21 protein-coding genes and 1 pseudogene are annotated in these 18,388 nt (G+C 55.1%); 10 read left to right on the forward strand and 12 right to left on the reverse strand.

The features are described from left to right. Window positions 1–75: 75 nt before the first annotated feature. The 3 genes and pseudogenes from DS901_RS19120 to lexA form a co-directional block, all read left to right on the forward strand. A pseudogene (locus tag DS901_RS19120) lies at window positions 76–261 on the forward strand (DUF4357 domain-containing protein); the annotation flags it as partial. Further along, window positions 258–1,430 carry a molybdopterin molybdotransferase MoeA gene (locus DS901_RS05740; protein ID WP_113775976.1) on the forward strand — a complete coding sequence of 391 codons (1,173 nt, stop codon included), beginning with the start codon at window positions 258–260 and terminating at the stop codon, window positions 1,428–1,430. The pseudogene DS901_RS19120 and the gene DS901_RS05740, both read left to right, overlap by 4 nt. A 69-nt stretch (window positions 1,431–1,499) precedes the next feature. Further along, window positions 1,500–2,186 carry a transcriptional repressor LexA gene (gene lexA / locus DS901_RS05745; RefSeq protein WP_113775977.1) on the forward strand — a complete coding sequence of 229 codons (687 nt, stop codon included), beginning with the start codon at window positions 1,500–1,502 and terminating at the stop codon, window positions 2,184–2,186. On the opposite strand, the gene DS901_RS05750 is transcribed toward lexA, so the two are convergent. Beyond that, entirely contained in the window at window positions 2,183–4,261 is a 2,079-nt protein-coding gene (locus DS901_RS05750; protein WP_113775978.1) for a ComEC/Rec2 family competence protein, read from the reverse strand. The two genes, lexA and DS901_RS05750, sit on opposite strands and share 4 nt — an antisense overlap. A gap of 81 nt (window positions 4,262–4,342) precedes the next feature. Here DS901_RS05750 and gltX point away from each other — a divergent pair, with 81 nt between their 5' ends. The 3 genes from gltX to DS901_RS05765 all read left to right on the forward strand — a co-directional run bounded on the left by gltX (window position 4,343) and on the right by DS901_RS05765 (window position 7,706). Next, window positions 4,343–5,737 (forward strand): glutamate--tRNA ligase, encoded by a 1,395-nt coding sequence (gene gltX / locus DS901_RS05755; RefSeq protein ID WP_113775979.1) that lies wholly within the window; start codon window positions 4,343–4,345, stop codon window positions 5,735–5,737. Between the two features lie 93 nt (window positions 5,738–5,830). Beyond that, window positions 5,831–7,126 (forward strand): citrate synthase, encoded by a 1,296-nt coding sequence (gltA, locus tag DS901_RS05760; RefSeq protein ID WP_113775980.1) that lies wholly within the window; start codon window positions 5,831–5,833, stop codon window positions 7,124–7,126. A 73-nt stretch (window positions 7,127–7,199) separates the two neighbouring features. Continuing rightward, on the forward strand, window positions 7,200–7,706 hold the full coding sequence (locus DS901_RS05765) for a GNAT family N-acetyltransferase (protein ID WP_113775981.1): 507 nt from the start codon (window positions 7,200–7,202) through the stop codon (window positions 7,704–7,706). Here the strand turns inward: DS901_RS05765 and DS901_RS18680 are convergent. Continuing rightward, on the reverse strand, window positions 7,674–7,868 hold the full coding sequence (locus tag DS901_RS18680) for a hypothetical protein (protein WP_181820783.1): 195 nt from the start codon (window positions 7,866–7,868) through the stop codon (window positions 7,674–7,676). The genes DS901_RS05765 and DS901_RS18680 overlap by 33 nt on opposite strands. Between DS901_RS18680 and DS901_RS05770 the strand changes: the two genes are divergently transcribed. Beyond that, on the forward strand, window positions 7,862–8,371 hold the full coding sequence (locus DS901_RS05770; RefSeq protein ID WP_113775982.1) for a DUF2087 domain-containing protein: 510 nt from the start codon (window positions 7,862–7,864) through the stop codon (window positions 8,369–8,371). The two genes, DS901_RS18680 and DS901_RS05770, sit on opposite strands and share 7 nt — an antisense overlap. Here the strand turns inward: DS901_RS05770 and DS901_RS05775 are convergent. The 10 genes from DS901_RS05775 to DS901_RS05820 all read right to left on the reverse strand — a co-directional run bounded on the left by DS901_RS05775 (window position 8,356) and on the right by DS901_RS05820 (window position 16,245). Then, window positions 8,356–9,132, reverse strand: a complete 777-nt coding sequence (locus DS901_RS05775; protein ID WP_113775983.1) for an enoyl-CoA hydratase-related protein — start codon at window positions 9,130–9,132, stop codon at window positions 8,356–8,358. The two genes, DS901_RS05770 and DS901_RS05775, sit on opposite strands and share 16 nt — an antisense overlap. Before the next feature lie 69 nt (window positions 9,133–9,201). After that, entirely contained in the window at window positions 9,202–9,642 is a 441-nt protein-coding gene (locus tag DS901_RS05780; RefSeq protein WP_113775984.1) for a cytochrome c-type biogenesis protein, read from the reverse strand. Further along, a complete protein-coding gene (locus DS901_RS05785) occupies window positions 9,639–11,609 on the reverse strand; it encodes a heme lyase CcmF/NrfE family subunit (protein WP_113775985.1) in 1,971 nt (656 codons plus the stop codon). Before DS901_RS05785 ends, DS901_RS05780 begins: the two co-directional genes overlap by 4 nt. 78 nt (window positions 11,610–11,687) lie before the next feature. Continuing rightward, complete coding sequence (locus DS901_RS05790) at window positions 11,688–11,891, reverse strand: hemolysin XhlA family protein (RefSeq protein ID WP_113775986.1); 204 nt, start codon at window positions 11,889–11,891, stop codon at window positions 11,688–11,690. Next, window positions 11,884–12,372 carry a holin family protein gene (locus DS901_RS05795; RefSeq protein ID WP_113775987.1) on the reverse strand — a complete coding sequence of 163 codons (489 nt, stop codon included), beginning with the start codon at window positions 12,370–12,372 and terminating at the stop codon, window positions 11,884–11,886. Before DS901_RS05795 ends, DS901_RS05790 begins: the two co-directional genes overlap by 8 nt. Further along, the gene (locus DS901_RS05800; protein WP_113775988.1) at window positions 12,360–12,974 is read right to left on the reverse strand and encodes a holin-associated N-acetylmuramidase; all 615 of its coding nucleotides are present in this window, start codon (window positions 12,972–12,974) and stop codon (window positions 12,360–12,362) included. The genes DS901_RS05795 and DS901_RS05800 overlap by 13 nt, the downstream gene beginning before the upstream one ends. Window positions 12,975–13,019: 45 nt before the next feature. Next, window positions 13,020–13,487 (reverse strand): cytochrome c maturation protein CcmE, encoded by a 468-nt coding sequence (gene ccmE / locus DS901_RS05805; protein WP_113775989.1) that lies wholly within the window; start codon window positions 13,485–13,487, stop codon window positions 13,020–13,022. After that, the gene (argC, locus tag DS901_RS05810) at window positions 13,484–14,512 is read right to left on the reverse strand and encodes an N-acetyl-gamma-glutamyl-phosphate reductase (protein ID WP_113775990.1); all 1,029 of its coding nucleotides are present in this window, start codon (window positions 14,510–14,512) and stop codon (window positions 13,484–13,486) included. Before argC ends, ccmE begins: the two co-directional genes overlap by 4 nt. 34 nt (window positions 14,513–14,546) lie before the next feature. Next, window positions 14,547–15,359, reverse strand: a complete 813-nt coding sequence (locus tag DS901_RS05815; RefSeq protein ID WP_113775991.1) for a glutamate racemase — start codon at window positions 15,357–15,359, stop codon at window positions 14,547–14,549. Next, the gene (locus DS901_RS05820) at window positions 15,337–16,245 is read right to left on the reverse strand and encodes a lysophospholipid acyltransferase family protein (protein WP_113776141.1); all 909 of its coding nucleotides are present in this window, start codon (window positions 16,243–16,245) and stop codon (window positions 15,337–15,339) included. Before DS901_RS05820 ends, DS901_RS05815 begins: the two co-directional genes overlap by 23 nt. 82 nt (window positions 16,246–16,327) lie before the next feature. Between DS901_RS05820 and DS901_RS18950 the strand changes: the two genes are divergently transcribed. The 3 genes from DS901_RS18950 (at window position 16,328) to DS901_RS05830 (ending at window position 18,161) form a co-directional block, all read left to right on the forward strand. Continuing rightward, on the forward strand, window positions 16,328–16,453 hold the full coding sequence (locus DS901_RS18950) for a hypothetical protein (protein ID WP_258546660.1): 126 nt from the start codon (window positions 16,328–16,330) through the stop codon (window positions 16,451–16,453). 56 nt (window positions 16,454–16,509) lie between these two features. Continuing rightward, a complete protein-coding gene (locus DS901_RS05825) occupies window positions 16,510–17,430 on the forward strand; it encodes a LysR family transcriptional regulator (protein ID WP_113775992.1) in 921 nt (306 codons plus the stop codon). A gap of 236 nt (window positions 17,431–17,666) precedes the next feature. After that, entirely contained in the window at window positions 17,667–18,161 is a 495-nt protein-coding gene (locus DS901_RS05830; protein WP_113775993.1) for a hypothetical protein, read from the forward strand. Window positions 18,162–18,388 lie beyond the last annotated feature (227 nt).

An 18,388-nucleotide genomic window follows, 5' to 3' on the forward strand; every position in this document is an offset into this window, starting at 1 on the left:
TGTGCGCGCAACGTGGGTCGGCGAACGTACTAGCAAAGCAAGATATTCGAAACTTCGTGATAACTTGTCGCAAACGGCACGATCGCTGGGACGGATGATACCGCGATTTTCACACAAGATTACGCATTTTCCAGCCCACCATCTGCAGCGGCGGTCGTATTAGGATGTTCGGCGAATAGGCGTACGTCATGGGTACACTTCACGACGCAAGAAACCTATGCTGACTGGGAAACCGCACAATTGAATGATGTCACCCCATGATCACCGTCGATGCAGCCCTTGATCACCTCTTTGCGCTCAGCGCGCCTTTGGCCGTTGAAACGGTTCCACTGACACGAGCGTTTGGCCGCAATTTGGCGCGGGATGTTACCGCGACACGCGATCAGCCGCCCTTTGCTGCTTCGGCGATGGATGGCTATGCGGTGTGCCGTGCGGATGTTCGCCCCGGCATTGTGTTACAGGTGATTGGTGAGGCGGCTGCAGGGCATGCGCTTGCCACGGCGGTGAAACCAGGCGAAGCGGCCCGGATTTTCACAGGGGCCCCGTTGCCTGCGGGGGCGGATCATGTGGTGATCCAAGAGGATGTCACCCGCGCTGGCGACATGATTACACTCGGGTCCGATTTAGAAACCAAACCCTACGTCCGCCCCGCAGGCGCTGATTTTCGGATCGGCGATCAGATCAAAGCGCCCCGTGTCTTATCCGCTGCGGATATTGCCTTGCTTGCCTCAATGAATATCGCGCAAGTCCCCGTCAGCCGCCGCCCCGTTGTTGCGATTATCGCGACGGGCGATGAATTGGTGCAACCCGGCGAGACCCCCGACCCCGATCAGATCATCGCATCCAACAGTTTTGGACTGGCCGCATTGGTGCAAAGCCTTGGCGCACACCCGCGCCTGCTGCCGATTGCGCGTGATAATATCCCAGCGCTTGAATTGGCATTTGATCTCGCGGGTGATGCCGATCTGATCGTGACAATAGGCGGGGCCTCGGTCGGCGATCATGATTTGGTGGGGCAAGTCGCGCAATCAAAAGGCATGCAGCAGGCGTTCTATAAGATCGCGATGCGCCCCGGCAAACCCTTGATGGCTGGGCGCATGGGCACTGCGGTGATGATCGGCCTACCGGGCAACCCAGTGTCTGCGATGGTCTGCGGCCATGTGTTTCTCGCACCTGTTATCCGCCATATGTTGGGGCAAGACCCCACGCCTGCGCCGCGCCAAAGCGCTGTTCTAGCGGCACAGGTTGGTCCAAACGGGTCGCGCGAACATTACACCCGTGCGCGTCTTGGCCCGGATGGAGTGACCGTATTTGAGCGACAGGATTCCGCGCTACTCACTGTTTTGGCCGACGCTAATTGCCTAGCCATACGGCCGATCAACGATCCAGCCCGCGCTGCTGGCGACAAAATTCAGATTATCCCGCTGTAAACCGCGCACAGGTTGACACAAAACAAGAACATGAATAGAACATATGCAAAACCTACTTGGGGATAAGTCATGCTTACGAAAAAACAGCTCGATCTTTTAGCCTTTATTAACACCCGAATTCAGCGTGATGGTGTCCCACCCAGTTTTGATGAAATGAAAGAAGCACTGGATTTAAGGTCTAAATCCGGGATTCACCGCTTGATCACGGCGCTTGAAGAACGTGGATTCATCCGGCGGCTTGCCCACCGTGCACGCGCGCTTGAAATTGTGAAGCTACCCGATGCAATGCAAAGTAAATCTGGGTTTACCCCACGTGTGATTGACGGTGACAAACCCGACAGCACGCCGCCTGCCGCCATGTCGATCGACAATGGCGCGGTTGAATTGCCTGTGATGGGTCGGATTGCAGCCGGCGTCCCGATTGAGGCGATTAGCCAAGTGTCGCATAATGTGTCGGTGCCGCAATCCATGATCGGTGCCGGTGATCACTATGCGCTTGAAGTCAAAGGCGATTCGATGATCGACGCGGGCATTAACGACGGTGATGTCGTGGTGATCCGTGAAACAACTGTTGCGGATAATGGCGACATTGTTGTGGCCCTTGTTGAGGGCCACGAAGCCACGCTTAAACGGTTCCGTCGTAATGGCAGTGCCATCGCGCTTGAAGCAGCCAACCCCGCCTATGAAACCCGTGTGTTCCGCGATGATCAGGTGAAGGTCCAAGGCCGGTTGGTTGGGTTGATCCGCACGTACTAGGGCGCATGTAGCAAGATCTCTGACGTGGGCGCGGCATCAGCGTTCGCGTTCCATAGGCGATTACCTACCACGCCTTGGGCCGTCGTCAGGCGCAAATCCCCCGCATCCGAAAGATCAAAGGCAAGCGCCCCTGTTTGCCGCAACCGGTTGATATCGAAAGTGATACAGGGGCGCCCGGAGACATCCTCTTGGTTGCTAATGAGGACATCTGCGCCGCCACAACCATGTAGTGCGGCAAGTGCAGTTTTCCCAGTCACCTGCAAAACCTGCCATTCCCCGACATGCGCGCGCACTATACGCCCGTCGCGCGTATAGCCAGGACGACTGGCAGCCATTTCCTGCGGCGCGGGCCCGCCATCGTTTTCGAGCCAAATTTGGGCGATAAAACTGCTTCCCTTGGATTTGGACAGCGCCCGCCCTTCTGACCCCATGACCCCGATCATCGCCGCATTGTCCGCCACTAAAAGTGTCGGTCGGGTTGCCTGCCCCCAAAGCAGGAAAGACACAACAACCGGAACGATGCCAATCGCGCGGCCGCGCCCCTGCCAAAGGATGATCCACAACAAACCCAATGCAAGCAGCGGCACCACCCCACTGCTTGGTGCAATGACATGTCCAACAGCGCCATCCCAGCCTGACACCGTCTGTGCGACCCACAAAATCCACTGCAAACCCCAGGCCATCACGGTAAAGCCAATCCAAGATAATCCAGCTGGCGCGAGACAAATCGCCATAACCGCAGCGGGCATCACCAACACGCCCATCAATGGAACGCTCGCCAAATTTGCGATCAGCCCGAAGTGCGCGATTTGGTTAAAATGGGCGGCAGCAAACGGCGCGGTGGCAAGCCCCGCCACAAATGATGAAATCACGACCGAAAACACGCCGCGTACCCATTTGGGCCAGCCGGACATATCAAACTGACGCAGCCAGCCAAAGACCGCAACAAGCGCTGTGGTCGCCGCGAATGACATTTGAAACCCGGGGCCCATCAATGCTTCGGGCTGCCAAAGCAACACAATGATTGCTGCGATTGCCACTGCACGTAACGTCAATGCGCGCCTGTCCAAAAGCACCGCCACCAACATCACAGCGACCATGATAAATGCACGCTCGGTTGCGACATTGCCGCCAGAAAGCGCCAGATAAAACGCCCCAACGATCAAAGCGCAGATCGCGGCGATCTTTTTCGTATGAAACCGCAGTGAAATAGTCGCGCTTAACGCCAACCCATATCGGATCAGCGCGAAGATAAACCCGGTCAGCAGCCCCATATGCAATCCCGAGATTGCCAAAAGATGCGCAAGGTTCGCCGCCCGTAAATCAGCCAATGTTTCTTGGCGCATCGCAGACCGGTCCCCCGTCATGATCGCCGCTGCAAAAGCCCCGGGATCGCCCGGGATCGCGGTTTGCACAAAGCTGGAAAGCTGCATGCGGATCGCAAAAATGCGCATCTGCAATGATCCTTGATCCGGCGCATAAAGCCGCAAGACGGGTGTGCGCGTGTACCCGACAGCCCCGAGTCCCAAAAACCACGCATGCCGCTGAAAATCAAAGCCGCCGGGTTCTGCTGGCCCCGCAGGCGGCGAAAGATGCCCGGTTAGAACGAGCGTTTCACCGGCTTTGTAAGTGGTGACCACTTGATCACCATGTACCGAAACCCGTACCCGTGCAGGCGTACGCGCCGGAGACATACGCGAAAGCACCACCTGATCCAGCGTCAGACGCGGCGCATCGCTGGCAGATCGATCGATATTGACGACCCGCCCTTGGATAGGGCCGTAATAGCGAAAGCCAAGCACGGGTTCGGCGACCGCCCCTGTGCGCCACTGGGCAACCCCGCCCCCTGCAAGCACAAGCGCGATACCGATTGCAAAGGGCGCAATTGCGGGCGTTATCCAGCGCGCACACACAAACAAAGCTGCCGCAATCGCCCAAACGGCACCCACAACGTCGCGACCGGGTTCCTCTGGCAATGAAAAATATGCCCCGATTCCAATCGCAAGGCACACAGGCACCCAACCGATCAAGCCACCGCGTTGCGCCAATAGCGTGTCTTGCAGAGCTGCGCGCACTTGTTCTTTACCCCACAGTTTTGTATCCCCGCCCCATCCGGGACCCTACCGGAATGCTGGTTAGCGAAAGGTTAATTCCCCATGTCCGTTGTCACTCGTTTTGCCCCTTCACCCACTGGCGCCCTGCATATCGGCGGCGCGCGCACGGCCCTGTTTAACTGGCTTTATGCCCGTGGGCGCGGCGGAAAATTCGTGTTGCGGATTGAAGACACCGACAAGACCCGATCAACAGATGAAAATAAGCAGGCTATTCTCGACGGGCTCAGCTGGCTTGGACTTGATTGGGATGGCGATCCTGTGAGCCAAGCGGAAAACGCACCGCGTCACGTCGAAGTCGCGCAGCAGATGCTGGCAGATGGGCACGCGTATAAGTGTTTTAGCACGCAAGATGAAATCGAAGCCTTCCGCGAAACGGCGCGTGCGACCAAGCAATCAACGCTGTTCCAATCACCTTGGCGCGATGTGGCAGCCGCTGATCACCCGGACCTGCCCTTTGTGATCCGTCTTAAGGCCCCACGCGACGGCAAGACAACCCTGCATGATGAGGTCCAAGGCGACGTCACATGGGCGAATGATCAGCTTGATGATATGATCTTGCTGCGCTCGGATGGTTCGCCTGTATATATGCTGGCCGTCGTTGTTGATGACCATGATATGGGCGTGACCCATGTGATCCGCGGCGATGATCACCTTGCGAATGCCTTCCGCCAGAACCTCATTTACGACGCCATGGGCTGGGCTAAACCCGTTCTGGCCCATATTCCGTTGATCTTTGGCCCTGATGGCAAAAAACTGTCCAAACGCCACGGCGCGACGGGTGCGGCCGAATACCAGCAGATGGGCTACCCGGCTGCGGGCATGCGCAATTATTTGACTCGCCTCGGCTGGAGCCATGGCGATGATGAATTCTTTACCGACGCGCAGGCGCGCGAATGGTTTGATCTGAACGGAATTGGGAAATCACCCGCCCGGTTTGACACCAAAAAGCTCACGAATATTTGCGGCCAACATATTGCGGGATCCGACGATGCTGCACTGCTGCAAGAACTGCAAAAATACTTGGTTTCCGTTGGGGAAGATGCCCTGACAGACCAACAAAATGATCGTTTTTTACGTGCAATGCATTGCCTCAAAGAACGCGCAAAGACCATGCCTGATCTTCTTGAAAAAGCGCGATTTTTATTGGTAAACCACCCCATTGATCGGGATGAGAAAGCGCAAAACCTGCTCGACGATGTATCCCGTGGTATACTGTCGGAATTGACGCCGCAGCTGCAAAATGCTAGCTGGACGCGTGACACCTTAGAAGGGATCGTCGCGTCGCTTGCCGAAGCTCATGAAACGAAACTAGGCAAACTTGCAGGGCCGCTACGTGCGGCGCTGGCTGGGCGTGCGGTTTCACCAAGTGTGTTCGATATGATGTTGGTCTTGGGGCAAGCGGAAACAATTGCGCGGATACAAGACGCCAGCGACTGAAACTAATTCGTTACGATTGGCTGCTAGCTGGAACACCGACGAACAAAGATGCGCCGGCAACACCTGCGTTGCGCGGCATAAAGGGGAAGATATATGGCTGAAAATACAGATACCGCAAAACTAACGATTAAGGGCGAAACTTACGAGTTGCCGATCCACTCCCCTACGGCAGGCCCTGACGTTGTCGATATTCGCAAGCTATATGCCCAAGCGAACGTGTTCACCTATGACCCCGGTTTTACGTCAACATCAGCTTGCGACAGCACAATCACATTCATCGACGGTGACGAAGGTGTGTTGCTGCACCGCGGATACCCAATCGATCAACTTGCTGGTCAATCACATTACCTCGAAGTTTGTTATTTGCTGCTTTATGGTGAACTTCCTTCGGCGGCTGAGCTGGAGAAGTTTGAGCGTCTCGTGACCAATCACACGATGATCCACGAACAGATGCACAACTTCTTCCGTGGGTTCCGCCGCGACGCACACCCAATGGCAACGATGGTTGGTGTTGTGGGTGCGATGTCCGCATTTTACCACGATTCAACGGATATCAACGATCATCATCAACGCGAAGTTGCGTCAATCCGTTTGGTCGCAAAGATGCCAACGATTGCGGCTATGGCTTACAAATATTCGATCGGCCAGCCGTTTGTATATCCGCGCAATGATTTGGATTACGCGTCAAACTTCTTGCACATGTGTTTCTCTGTCCCCGCAGAAGAATACCACGTGAACCCCGTTTTGGCACGCGCGATGGACCGCATCTTTACGCTGCACGCTGATCACGAGCAAAACGCATCGACATCGACCGTGCGTTTGGCATCATCTTCGGGTGCTAACCCGTTCGCGTGTATTGCGGCTGGTATTGCGTGTCTTTGGGGCCCTGCCCACGGTGGCGCCAACCAAGCCTGCCTTGAAATGCTCAAAGAAATCGGCTCAGTCGACCGTATCCCTGAATTCATTGCCCGCGCAAAAGACAAAAACGACAGCTACCGCCTGATGGGCTTTGGCCACCGCGTTTACAAAAACTTTGACCCGCGCGCGACTGTGATGAAACAGTCTGCGGACGAAGTTCTTGAACTGCTCGGCGTCGAAGACAACCCACTGTTGCAGGTCGCGATGGAGCTTGAAAAGCAAGCGCTTGCTGATCCGTATTTCGCAGATAAGAAACTGTTCCCGAACGTTGATTTCTACTCGGGTATCATCCTCGAGGCGATGGGTTTCCCAACATCGATGTTCACGCCAATCTTTGCGATGGCCCGCACCGTCGGTTGGATTTCTCAGTGGAAAGAACAGCTTGCCGATCCACAGTTGAAAATCGGTCGCCCTCGCCAGCTTTACCTTGGCGAGACACACCGCGACTATATCGACATCGAAAAGCGCTAAAAATTGGGCCACCTTCGGGTGGCCTTTTTCTTATGAACCCCACAGCCCCTCGCAAAATATCATAGGTTAATCCGTGACGCTCAAAACTGACCGCCTTGTGCTTCGTGAACCGCGCCCATCCGATCTGGATGCGATGTATGCACTCTATAGCGATCTGCGCGACATGAAATATTGGTCGACCGCCCCACATGCAGATCGCTCTGCAACCAAAACCTTACTCGAGCGCACGATAGCTTCATGGGAAGAAAACCCAGCCTATTTCCAAATGACATTGGATGGCACCTACATCGGAAATGTCGGGAATTATCGCGGTAGTGAGGTTGGGTTCATTTTGCATCCGGATCACTGGCGCAAAGGTTATGTGTTTGAAGCCATGCAAGCCGTAATCCCATATCTGTTTGATACCACCATGCACCCCGCATTAACGGCGGAAGCCGACCCGCTGAATGTGGCATCCGTCGGGTTGCTGCGTCGGCTTGGTTTCGTAGAGACCCACACAGCCAAAAACACCCTTTGTATCAATGATGTCTGGTCAGACAGTGTATATTTAGACTTGCCACGCCCAAAGAACCTGCATTAACCTAACACTGGTCATCAGTTCACCAAGGCGTCGCCAGTCCATCCCGGACCTCGCTAAACCTGACATTGGCATATGAAGATCCGCTGCAATCAGCCGGATGATAAGGGCGACCATCACACCGCGTGCGGTGCCGGTACAGATTTCAGGGGCGCGATATGCCACGCCAATTACAACAGATCACGATCAACGACCTTTCTGCATTTACCAAATCCTTGCGCGTCGCCTTGCAACAGCAAGAAGATTTTCCAAACCACGCGCGGATGCTCTCGCTGGTGGCCAAGGCCGCTGGCTATGAGAATTACCAACAGCTCAAGGCGGATGCCCCCGCCCCGGCCACAGCAAAACCGCCACGGAGTGTTGAACGTGCCTTGCGCGCCTTCGATCATGGGATGATGACGCGCTGGCCAAAACAAACGGTGGTGCAAGGGCTTTGTCTTTGGGTGTTTTGGGCACACCTGCCTGCAAATCAAGATTTAGCAGAGAAACAGGTGAACGAAGTGCTGAAAGCGGGTCACAGCTTTGGCGATCATGTGCTGTTGCGGCGGTCACTGATTGACCACCGCCTTGTGACACGCACCAAGGACGGCAAAATCTACCGCCGCATTGAACAGGCACCACCCGCCGAGGCGCTTGCCGTGTTAGCGGCTGTTCAGCGCCCTTTGTAATTTGGTGCGCGTTTTTGCATGAATGCGGCGACACCCTCGTAGAAGTCATGGGTCTCGCCGCAAATCGCTTGGAGTTTTGCCTCAAGCGCCAATTGGTCGTCCAGTGTATTTTCAGACGAACCACGGATCGCGGTCTTTAGCTGTGCGTAAGCCACGGTTGGCCCGGTCGCGAGTTGCAGCGCCCGTGCTTTGACGTAATCCGGGAATTCAGCTGCTGGCACCGTTTCATAAATCATGCCCCAGTCGCGGGCCTGTGTTGCGCTGATCTTATCAGCAAACAAGGCGGCCCCCATCGCACGCGCCGCACCGATTTGACGCGGCAACCAATAGGTGCCGCCTGCATCGGGGATCAATCCAATGCGCGTAAACGCCTGTACGAAATACGCATCCTCGGATGCAATCACCACATCCGCCGCAAGCGCAAGGTTTGCCCCGGCCCCCGCCGCGGGCCCATTCACCGCGCAGATTGTTGGGATTTTACAATCAAAAATGGATTTCAGCATCGGCACGTATTCATCGCGCAACGTGGCTTCCATATCGACTTTGCCATCCTCGGCTGCATCCGCAAGATCTTGCCCAGAGCAGAACGATACCCCTGCCCCTGTCATCACCGCGACCCGCGCATTGTCTTGTGCGTGTTTGAACGCATCTGCGATCTCAAGCCGGATGCGCGTGTTCAGCGCGTTCATCACCTCCGGACGGTTCAGCGTAATCGTGGCCACGTTGTCGGTGATGTCATAGGTAATTTCTTGATAGTCCATCTGCGTATCCTTGGGCTGCGTAGCCGCCACCCTAACGCCTTAGCTAACCGTGCAAAGCACGACGGGGCGTCACTGTTTCAGGATTTCTTCCAACGCCGCTTCTTCATCCGCGCTCAGCGGTGCTGCAACTTCAGACTTGCGCCGAATTGTAACCCAGCCGACGCCAAGCGCCAGAAGCAGCATCAATGGGGCCGCCAGCCAAAGGATAAGGTTCGCCCCCTGCGCATTGGGGCGCAGCAATACGTATTCGCCATAGCGGAACACCATGTAGTCAACGACCTGCGCATCAGTATCCCCTGCAACAAGCCGTTCACGCAATACCACGCGCAATTCTTGGGCGACCGGGGCGTGCGATTCATCGATGGATTCATTTTGGCAGACCGGGCAACGCAACCCTTGCGACAATTCACGGGCCCGCGCTTCTAACACTGGATCGTCCAGAATTTCATCAGGTTCGACCGCGAAAGCGGGTGCCGCCAATAGGCACAGCATGAGGACCAAGCGTTTCATTCCGCCGCCACCATCTGTTTTGGTTTCGCCGCCGCCGCGCCGATCCGCAAACGACGGTCAGACAAGGAGATAAAGCCCCCCAAAGCCATCAAGATCACGCCGCCCCAAATCCAATTGGCAAAGGGTTTGACGTAAACACGCACAGCATAGCCGCCATTCACCTGCGGATCACCAATCACGACATAGATATCACGCAGAACGCCATTGCGAATGTCTGCCTCTGTCGTGGGCATTTTTGCGACAGGGTAGAACCGTTTTTCAGGGCTCAGCGTGCCCAACTGCTTATCACCACGCCAGATGCTCATATCTGCCATGGTGGTCACGTAGTTAGGTCCATCAACTTGGCGCACCTCATTCAGTGTAAAGCTGAATTGCCCAACGTCCCAGCGGTCGCCAACCTCGGCCACGCGAATATCCTCAATCTCCCAGGCCATCATCGCGGCAATGCCAAAGACTGTGACGCCCATCCCCATATGCGCAAAAGCCTTACCCCAATCCGCACGAGGCAACCGCGTGACCCGGCCAAGCCGCGCCTTGATGCTGCCGCGCCCGCTGCGCATCCATAGATCCGCAATAGATCCGCCAACGACCCAGACACCCAAAATCACGCCTATCGGCCCCAAGGCCGTGCGTTCCGTTTGAATTGCATAGGCCAATGCGCCAACCGCGATTGACAAAATCATCCAAGGCACCATCGATTTGATCGCCCGCGACACATTCCCGCGTTTCCACGCAAGGATCGATCCGACAGGCAGAACAATGGCCAAGGCGACCATAAAGGGTGTGAATGCAGCTTCAAAAAACGGCGGGCCGACCGAAAGCGTGCGCCCGAACAGCATTTCCGCAACAAGCGGCCAGATCGTTCCGATAAAGACCACAAAGCAAGAGACCGCCAGAAGCACGTTATTCAAGACCAATGCGCTTTCACGGCTGACTGCACTAAAGACGCCTTTGGATTCCAGCGCACTTGCGCGGGCCGCGAATAGGGTCAGCGCGCCGCCCAAGAACACCGCGAGAATAATCAAAATCAAGACGCCACGTTCGGAGTCTGTCGCAAAAGCATGCACCGATGTCAGCACGCCGGACCGCACGATAAATGCCCCCAATAGCGAAAACCCAAACGCAAGAATGGCTAGCAAAACCGTCCAGCTTTTCAGCGCCTCGCGTTTTTCAACGACAATGGCGGAATGCAGCAAAGCGGCGGCGATCAGCCAAGGCATAAAGGACGCGTTTTCGACCGGGTCCCAGAACCAAAAACCGCCCCAGCCCAATTCGTAATAGGCCCACCAAGACCCCAGCGCGATGCCAATTGTTAGAAACACCCATGCCGCCAGCGTCCAAGGGCGCACCCAGCGCGCCCATGCAGCGTCAACTTTACCCTCGATCAAGGCTGCGACCGCAAAGGAAAACGCCATGCTTAGCCCGACGTAACCTAGATAAAGGAATGGCGGATGAAACGCGAGACCGGGATCTTGGAGCAACGGGTTCAGGTCTCGCCCATTCAGTGGCGGTACCGCAAGACGCAAGAAAGGGTTCGACGTAAACAAGATGAACGCGAAAAACGCAACGCCGATAGAACCTTGCACCGCTAAAACGCGCGCACGCAGACGTGCGGGCAGATTGCCGCCAAATACGGCCGCGCTTGCGCCAAATAGTGCGAGGATCATCAGCCAAAGCAGCATCGACCCTTCGTGGTTGCCCCACACACCGCTGATTTTATAGATCATCGGTTTATCAGTATGCGAATTGGCGTAGACCAGCTGCAGCGAGAAATCAGAGGTTACAAAGGCCCAAGTCAGCGCGCCAAAGGAATAAGCGACCAGCAAAAACTGTGCGAGAGCCGCAGGTTCAGCAACCCCCATCCAACTGAGGTTATTGCGGTGGGCGCCAATCATCGGAATGACCATCTGCACAATGGCAATGCCAAAGGCCAGAATCAGCGCGAAATGTCCAAGTTCAGTAATCATGTCCGCAGTCTTAGCCCAAATTTCGACGGTGCGACATGGGCACACGGATATTTCACCGATACAAATTGACGCGACACATCACATCCGAAAGCCGCCCTGCAGCGCATAGGTTAACGCCCCCATCAAAAACCCACCTATAATCAAACGCACGAGCCATTTGAGCGTGTCCTCAATCGCGCCAAGACGGTCCGCGACATTGTCGCGGTGCACCTCATCCACAGCGTTGCGCGTTTCAATCAAACCAAGCCGTTGTTCGACCTTGTCAAACCAACTCCTATCCATTCTGCGCCTGCCAATCATCCAAGGCGGGGTTGTCACTTATGGGGATTTTATGCGCCTGAACTGCTGCAACGGTTCCTGCCACGGCACGCTGGAAATCTTGTTCTTTGGCCTGATGGCGCGCCCCAAAATAGAAGCTCACAATCGCCCCCATCAACCACCACAGCGGTTCAGGCACCAGTGCAAGCCCTTCCATACCCTTGATGAATTCATCAGGTCGGCGCAACGCCGCGATGAACATCCAAATTGTGCCAAGCGCCAACATTGGGCGCGGTAAACGGTTGAGCCCATCGACCAAGCGATCAAAAAGCCCCCTGCGCGGATGCACAAATTCGGCGGCGAATTGTTGCAGGCTTTGCGATTTCGCGTCTGCGGCCCGGATAGCCCCGTTTTCGGCGTTTTCGCGGAAAACTTCGGCGGTATCCGCGATCACATTGCGCCCATCGCCGAATAAGAAACCCATGATTCCTGTCACCAACCCCATTGTTCAACCCTTTGTTTATGTTGTGTTTCCGTCAGATGATAACGCGGGTCTATGAATTCTTCAGCGCGGGTGATCCAGCCACCTTTGCCACCGTCACGTCTGCGTGCATAATTACGGCTGGCGGGACGCCGCGCCGCCAAATCATAGTAATAATTGCGGCGCGCAATCCCGTATGCATCAACCATATGACTTGGCGCAGCCGCGAGCGCTTTTTCAGTTGCAGCAATCGTCTGTGGCCCGATCTGCCCATCCACTGTTACCGCGATCCGCATCTCATTGAGCAGCCGTTGCAATATCCGCACTGCATGGGCGCCCGCGTTCACATACATATCAAAAACCGTCGCATGTAACGGTTCTGGCAGCTTGTCGATCTTGGGCGCGCGGAAATAATGTTCGACGAATATTGATACGGCATGGGCGCGGGTCAGTACCCGCACATCATCTTCTGTCACCTGATTGTCCCCGGTCAAATCCATGCCGAGCCTTCGCATCGTGTGGATCGTCACACCATAATTCGTGGCACCGCCGGGATCGTCGGGGTCGTTTACATAGCCACCCTCGCGGGCGACAATTTCACTGGCGATTTGTGTAATGGATTGCATCGGTGGCCCTCATGTCTGCGTGACATGAAGGCTGCCTGAGAGAGGTTAATGTGTCGCGTCTGCACCGTCCGGTGCAACATAGGTGCCCTGATCCTTGAGCGCATCAATGACTTCTTTAGGCATATAAGTCTCATCGTGTTTAGCAAGAATTTCAACAGCTTCGAAGGTTCCGTTAATGTAATGACCTTGCCCAACGACGCCCTGACCCTCGGCGAAAAGATCAGGTAAGATACCAGTGTAGGCCACATTGATCACAGCGCCGCCATCCGTCACCGCAAAGGTGATTTCTTGCCCTTGACCGCGCACAAGCGATCCCGTTTCAACCAACCCGCCGAGCCGGAATAATTCGTTCGGGGCGGGCGGTGCGGCGGAAACTTCACTGGGTGAGCGGAAGTACTGAAAGCTGTCTTCAGGCAAAAACCAAAGTGCCGTCAGTATCGCCCCGACACAGGCCCCGGCGATGCCGGTCACCTGAATGCGCCGTCGCTTTTTGAGATTCTTCAGCCCGCTCATGGGAACACCGGTGCCATCATCAGCCCCTCCGTTTCGGGCAAACCTAGCATGAGGTTTGCATTTTGCAGCGCCTGCCCAGACGACCCTTTGGTCAGGTTATCCAAGGCTGCAATCACAATCGCACGCCCTGCAATCCGGTCTGCCGTCACACCAATGTGGCAAAAATTCGATGCCCTGATATGTTTGATCGACGGTGCCTGCCCCATTGGCAGCATCTCGATAAATGGTTCATCCGCATAGGCGGTGTTCAATGTGTCAAAGATCACCTGCGGTTCACCTTGCACATATGTCGTCGCCAAAATTCCCCGGTTGGCCGGGATCAAATGCGGTGTGAACTGGATATGCACAGGGCGGCCAGCGATTGCGCTAAACTCTTGATCAAATTCGCCTAAATGCCGGTGTGTGCCGCCCACGGCATAGCCATGCGCACCCTCGGACAGCTCTGCGTGCAGCAGGTTTTCTTTTAGGCTGCGCCCTGCCCCAGATACGGCTGCCAGCAGGTTCATTACGATCTGATCAAGATCAATCACCCCCGCAGCAATCAGTGGCCGCAGCACATATTGCCCGGTCGCGGCGTTACAGCCCGTACCAGCAACAAGCCGCGCGGTTTTAATATCTTCACGGTAAAATTCGGTTAGCCCGTAAACGGCCTCTTTTTGCATTTCAACAGCGGCATGGGGCTTGCCGTACCATTTTTCATAGGCATCAGGATCGCGCAGCCGGAAGTCAGCGGAAAGATCCACGATTTTCAAATGCATCGGCAATTTTGAAATCACCGCTTGCGACGTCGCATGCGGCAAACCGCAAAACACCAGATCGACCCCGTCAAAAGACATATCTTCGATGGTCGTCAGGACGGGCAAGTCCAAATGCCGCAGATGTGGAAACACATCGGCCATGGCCATGCCCGCCTTTGAGTTCCCAGAAAGCCCGACGATGTTCAGGCTTGGATGTGTGGCAATCAACCGGACCAATTCAGCACCAGTGTAACCAGAAGCGCCAAGAATGGCGACGTTATGTGTCATAGTTTTATCCCTTTGGGATGGAAATGGGGTAAGTTCAGGCTGCGGTAAATGTGATTTGTCGTCGCAGGAACTGTGTCGCGCGGGCAGAGACCTTAACAGGATCTCCCGTTGTCAAAAACGCCGATTCCAAACCCGGGCCGACCATTTCAGGACGCCGCGCCAGATAATCAGCAAGGCTTTCGGCAACCAGATTGGCTTGGCTGAAGACTTTGACGTCAGGGCCAAGCGCGGCCTGAAACTCTGTCTCCATCAGCGGGTAATGGGTGCAGCCAAGAATGGCCGCATCTGGTTGCGGCATTTTGCGCATCAACGCATCCACATGGCTGCGCACCAGCGCATCCGCAAGGATCATATCCCCATCTTCGATCGCATCAACAACCCCGCCGCAGGCCTGTGCCTCGACATCAACGCCAACGGCCCGGAACGCTAATTCACGTTGGAACGCACGGCTGGCTACTGTCGCGGGGGTTGCAAAAAGTGCCACATGTTTGGCCGCAACTTCGCGTGGTGGCGAATTATCACCCCATTGCCGTTCGGTCAGGGCCTCGATCATTGGCACGAATACACCAAGCACACGTTTGCCTTGGGGTACCCAATTTTCTTGCATCCGCCGCAGCGCCGCCGCAGAGGCAGTGTTGCAGGCCAAGATCACCAGATCGCAACCTTCGTCAAACAGCCGTTGGGTCGCAGATGTGGTTAGGTTGTAAATATCATCTGGCGTGCGCACACCGTAAGGCGCATGCGCGCTATCCCCCAAATAAACAAGGGGCACATCAGGCAGGCGTTTCGCGACAGCGTCCAAAACTGTCAGCCCACCTAAACCGCTATCGAATATCCCGACCGCCATCTCGCACCTTATGTATTTCTTCAAACTCATGCCCGTACTGACTTGCATCAATCGGGCTTGGGCTTAGGTCATACGTGGCTTTGCGCAAGAAATCCATGCATGCTTTGGGGTCTTTTTTGTAGGCCGCTAATGTGTCCGGCGTGATCGGCTCTCCGATGACGATACGCACGGGTTTATTCACCCGTTTGCGGAATTCACGGATCAGCAGCCCAAGACGCAAATTGGCATGGATATGGCTCGCCAGTTGGAAAAACCGGCTGTTGCGGCCTTCAAAGAAAATCGGAACGACTGTCGCTCCCGATTTTGAGATCATTTTCGCGGTGAACGTACGCCAACCCGGATCAAGCGGGGCCGAAAACGGGGTCGCAGAAGTCGACACAGTACCGCCGGGGAACACGCCAATCGCACCGCCCTGCGATAGATAGCTGACCGCCGCAGCACGTGTTTCAAGGTTCAACTTGGCGGCTTCTTTAGATTGCGTAAATGAGATCGGTAAGATCACCCGTTTCAGATCAGGCGCACGCTGAAAAATCTCATGTGCAAGAACACGGAAATCTCCTGAACGGCGTTGCGATAGAATACGCCCCATCATCAATCCATCCAGAATACCGTAGGGATGATTACTGACCACCACGACGGGACCGGAATCTGGAATATTTTCAAGCGCGCCTGCGATGATATCAAGCTCGAGCCCGTAACGTGCGACGATCACGTCCCAGAAGTCTTGGCCCGCCGCAACATCATCGCCGTAACCACGCGCGCGCCGAATAAGTGAAAACCGCCCCGTCGCATTCTCCATCGCGCGGACAAGGACACGGCCACTGCGCCCTTTGACAGAGGTCGCATAGGAAATATTGCGCGCGACTTGGCGTTCAAGTTTAGACATATTTATCTGGCCCGTGATTTCACTGGCGCTCAGATTAGCACATCGCGGCAACAAAAAAATGACAATTTGCATACAGGACGCAATGCGGCTCTCAAAATCGCTCATCTATGCGCCAATCGCGGGGTATTTGCGCATGAACCCGCTGATTTCTTCGAATATGGCGGGTATTTGGCCTGAATTGGGCCGCGATCAGTTTGCAACCCGCTAGGGCAATAGCGTAGGTTGGTAGGGTAATTACCTTAGGTCAAAAGCAAGTAGGCGAGTATGGATTGGGATAAACTACGGATTTTCCACGCGGTCGCGGATGCAGGGTCATTGACCCACGCGGGCGACACGTTGCACCTGTCCCAATCTGCGGTCAGTCGCCAAATCCGCGCGCTCGAAGAATCGCTCAACACGACCTTATTTCATCGCCACGCGCGCGGGCTGATCCTGACAGAGCAGGGTGAACTGCTGTTTGACGCAACCAAATCTATGAACAAGCGGCTAGAAGCAGCCGAGGCCCGCATCAAAGACAGTGAAGAAGAAGTCTTTGGCGAACTGCGCGTCACAACGACCACCGGGTTTGGAACAATGTGGTTGGCCCCACGCCTGCCAAAGCTATACGAGAAATATCCTGATCTAAAAATCGACCTGATGCTCGAAGAACGTGTTCTTGACCTGCCCATGCGCGAGGCGGATGTCGCCATCCGGATGAAAGAGCCGTCTCAAGCCGATCTGATCCGCAAACGGTTGATGTCGGTGCGCATGCGGCTTTACGCCTCCGAAGACTACATCGCGAAAAACGGGATGCTCAATGATATTGAGGATATCGCAAACCACCGTTTGATTTGCCAAAGCCCCAATTCAACCCAAGTGAATGCAGGCGCCACATTGGTGCAGCATCTGATGACATATGATGTGCATAGCCTTTTCACCGTGAATAACTATTTTGGCGTTTGGCAAGGGGTTGTGAATAACCTTGGGGTTGGCGTTTTGCCGGATTACCTTGTCGAAGGGTTCCCGCAACTGGTCCGTATTTTGCCCGATTTAGAAAGTGGTGAAGTCCCCGTCTTTCTGGCCTACCCAGAAGAGCTGCGACAATCACAGCGGATCAGCGCATTCCGTGATTTTGTCCAAGATGAAATCTTTGCCCACCGCCGCCAATTGCGCGAAACCACGCAAACGGCGAATGAATCCACTTAACGGCGTTCACGCGGGTTTCCATACGATAACAATACCTTGGTTAATATTCGCGGCGACTAACGTCTGCCTGCAGACGTTTACCATTTGTTAAACATTTTGTTGGCTAGAACGTCAGTTCGCTGTAAATCTATCCTACGCCCATGTTGGGCATCGCGTCACGAGTAACCTAGCACAGACAATTTTTCAGCACTTCATTGTGCGCCCATATCGCCGTGCGTGTTTAATGGATGTTAACGATGAAACTGTTTAAAAGCGCCGCCTTCGCGGCCTGTATGTTGCTGCCTTCGCAGCTTTGGGGATGGGACATTATCCCCGACGAAATTCGCGTCCCGCTTGGCAGCCGCCATGTAAACAACGAAATGGACGTCGATTTAAACGAAATCAACCCTGGTTTCGCACTGACTTGGAACGGCGGCTGGGCCGATATCACCGCAGGCTCCTTGCGCAATAGTTTTCGCAATACCGCGGCGTTTGTGACGGTATCCCGAGATTTTTGGCAGGGGGACCATTGCAGCGCTGCCGGCTTCATTGGCACGGCACATTACCCCGAGCTAAGCGACACAGTGCAGTACCAATATAATGGCTGGATCCCCGTCGGGCGCCTGCATACGGAATGCGGCCCGTTCTATGTTCAAGCCATGCCCGGCCGAGGATTAATCGGCGGCCCCTCAGGAAAAGCCCATTCAGATGTCATTTTAGTCTTTGGCTTGACGCTCGACTTGGAACGGTAAGCCCTCAAAATTCCAGCTAAAGCCAAGGCCATGCGACCAACGCATGACGGCATTGCGTTAAATGCAGGTATTTTTCCTTGATTGCGTAAAATTTACGCCCTATTTGACCCCTTGAAGGCGAAGATGCTTACACGCTCATCGCTTTCACCTCCCTGTTGGACTTCGCCGGGCCCTGTGCCCGGCACTTTTTTGCCTACACGACAATATCCACAGACTTCCCGCTGGCA

The organism is Loktanella sp. D2R18 (assembly GCF_003318235.1).
Classification (GTDB): domain Bacteria; phylum Pseudomonadota; class Alphaproteobacteria; order Rhodobacterales; family Rhodobacteraceae; genus Yoonia.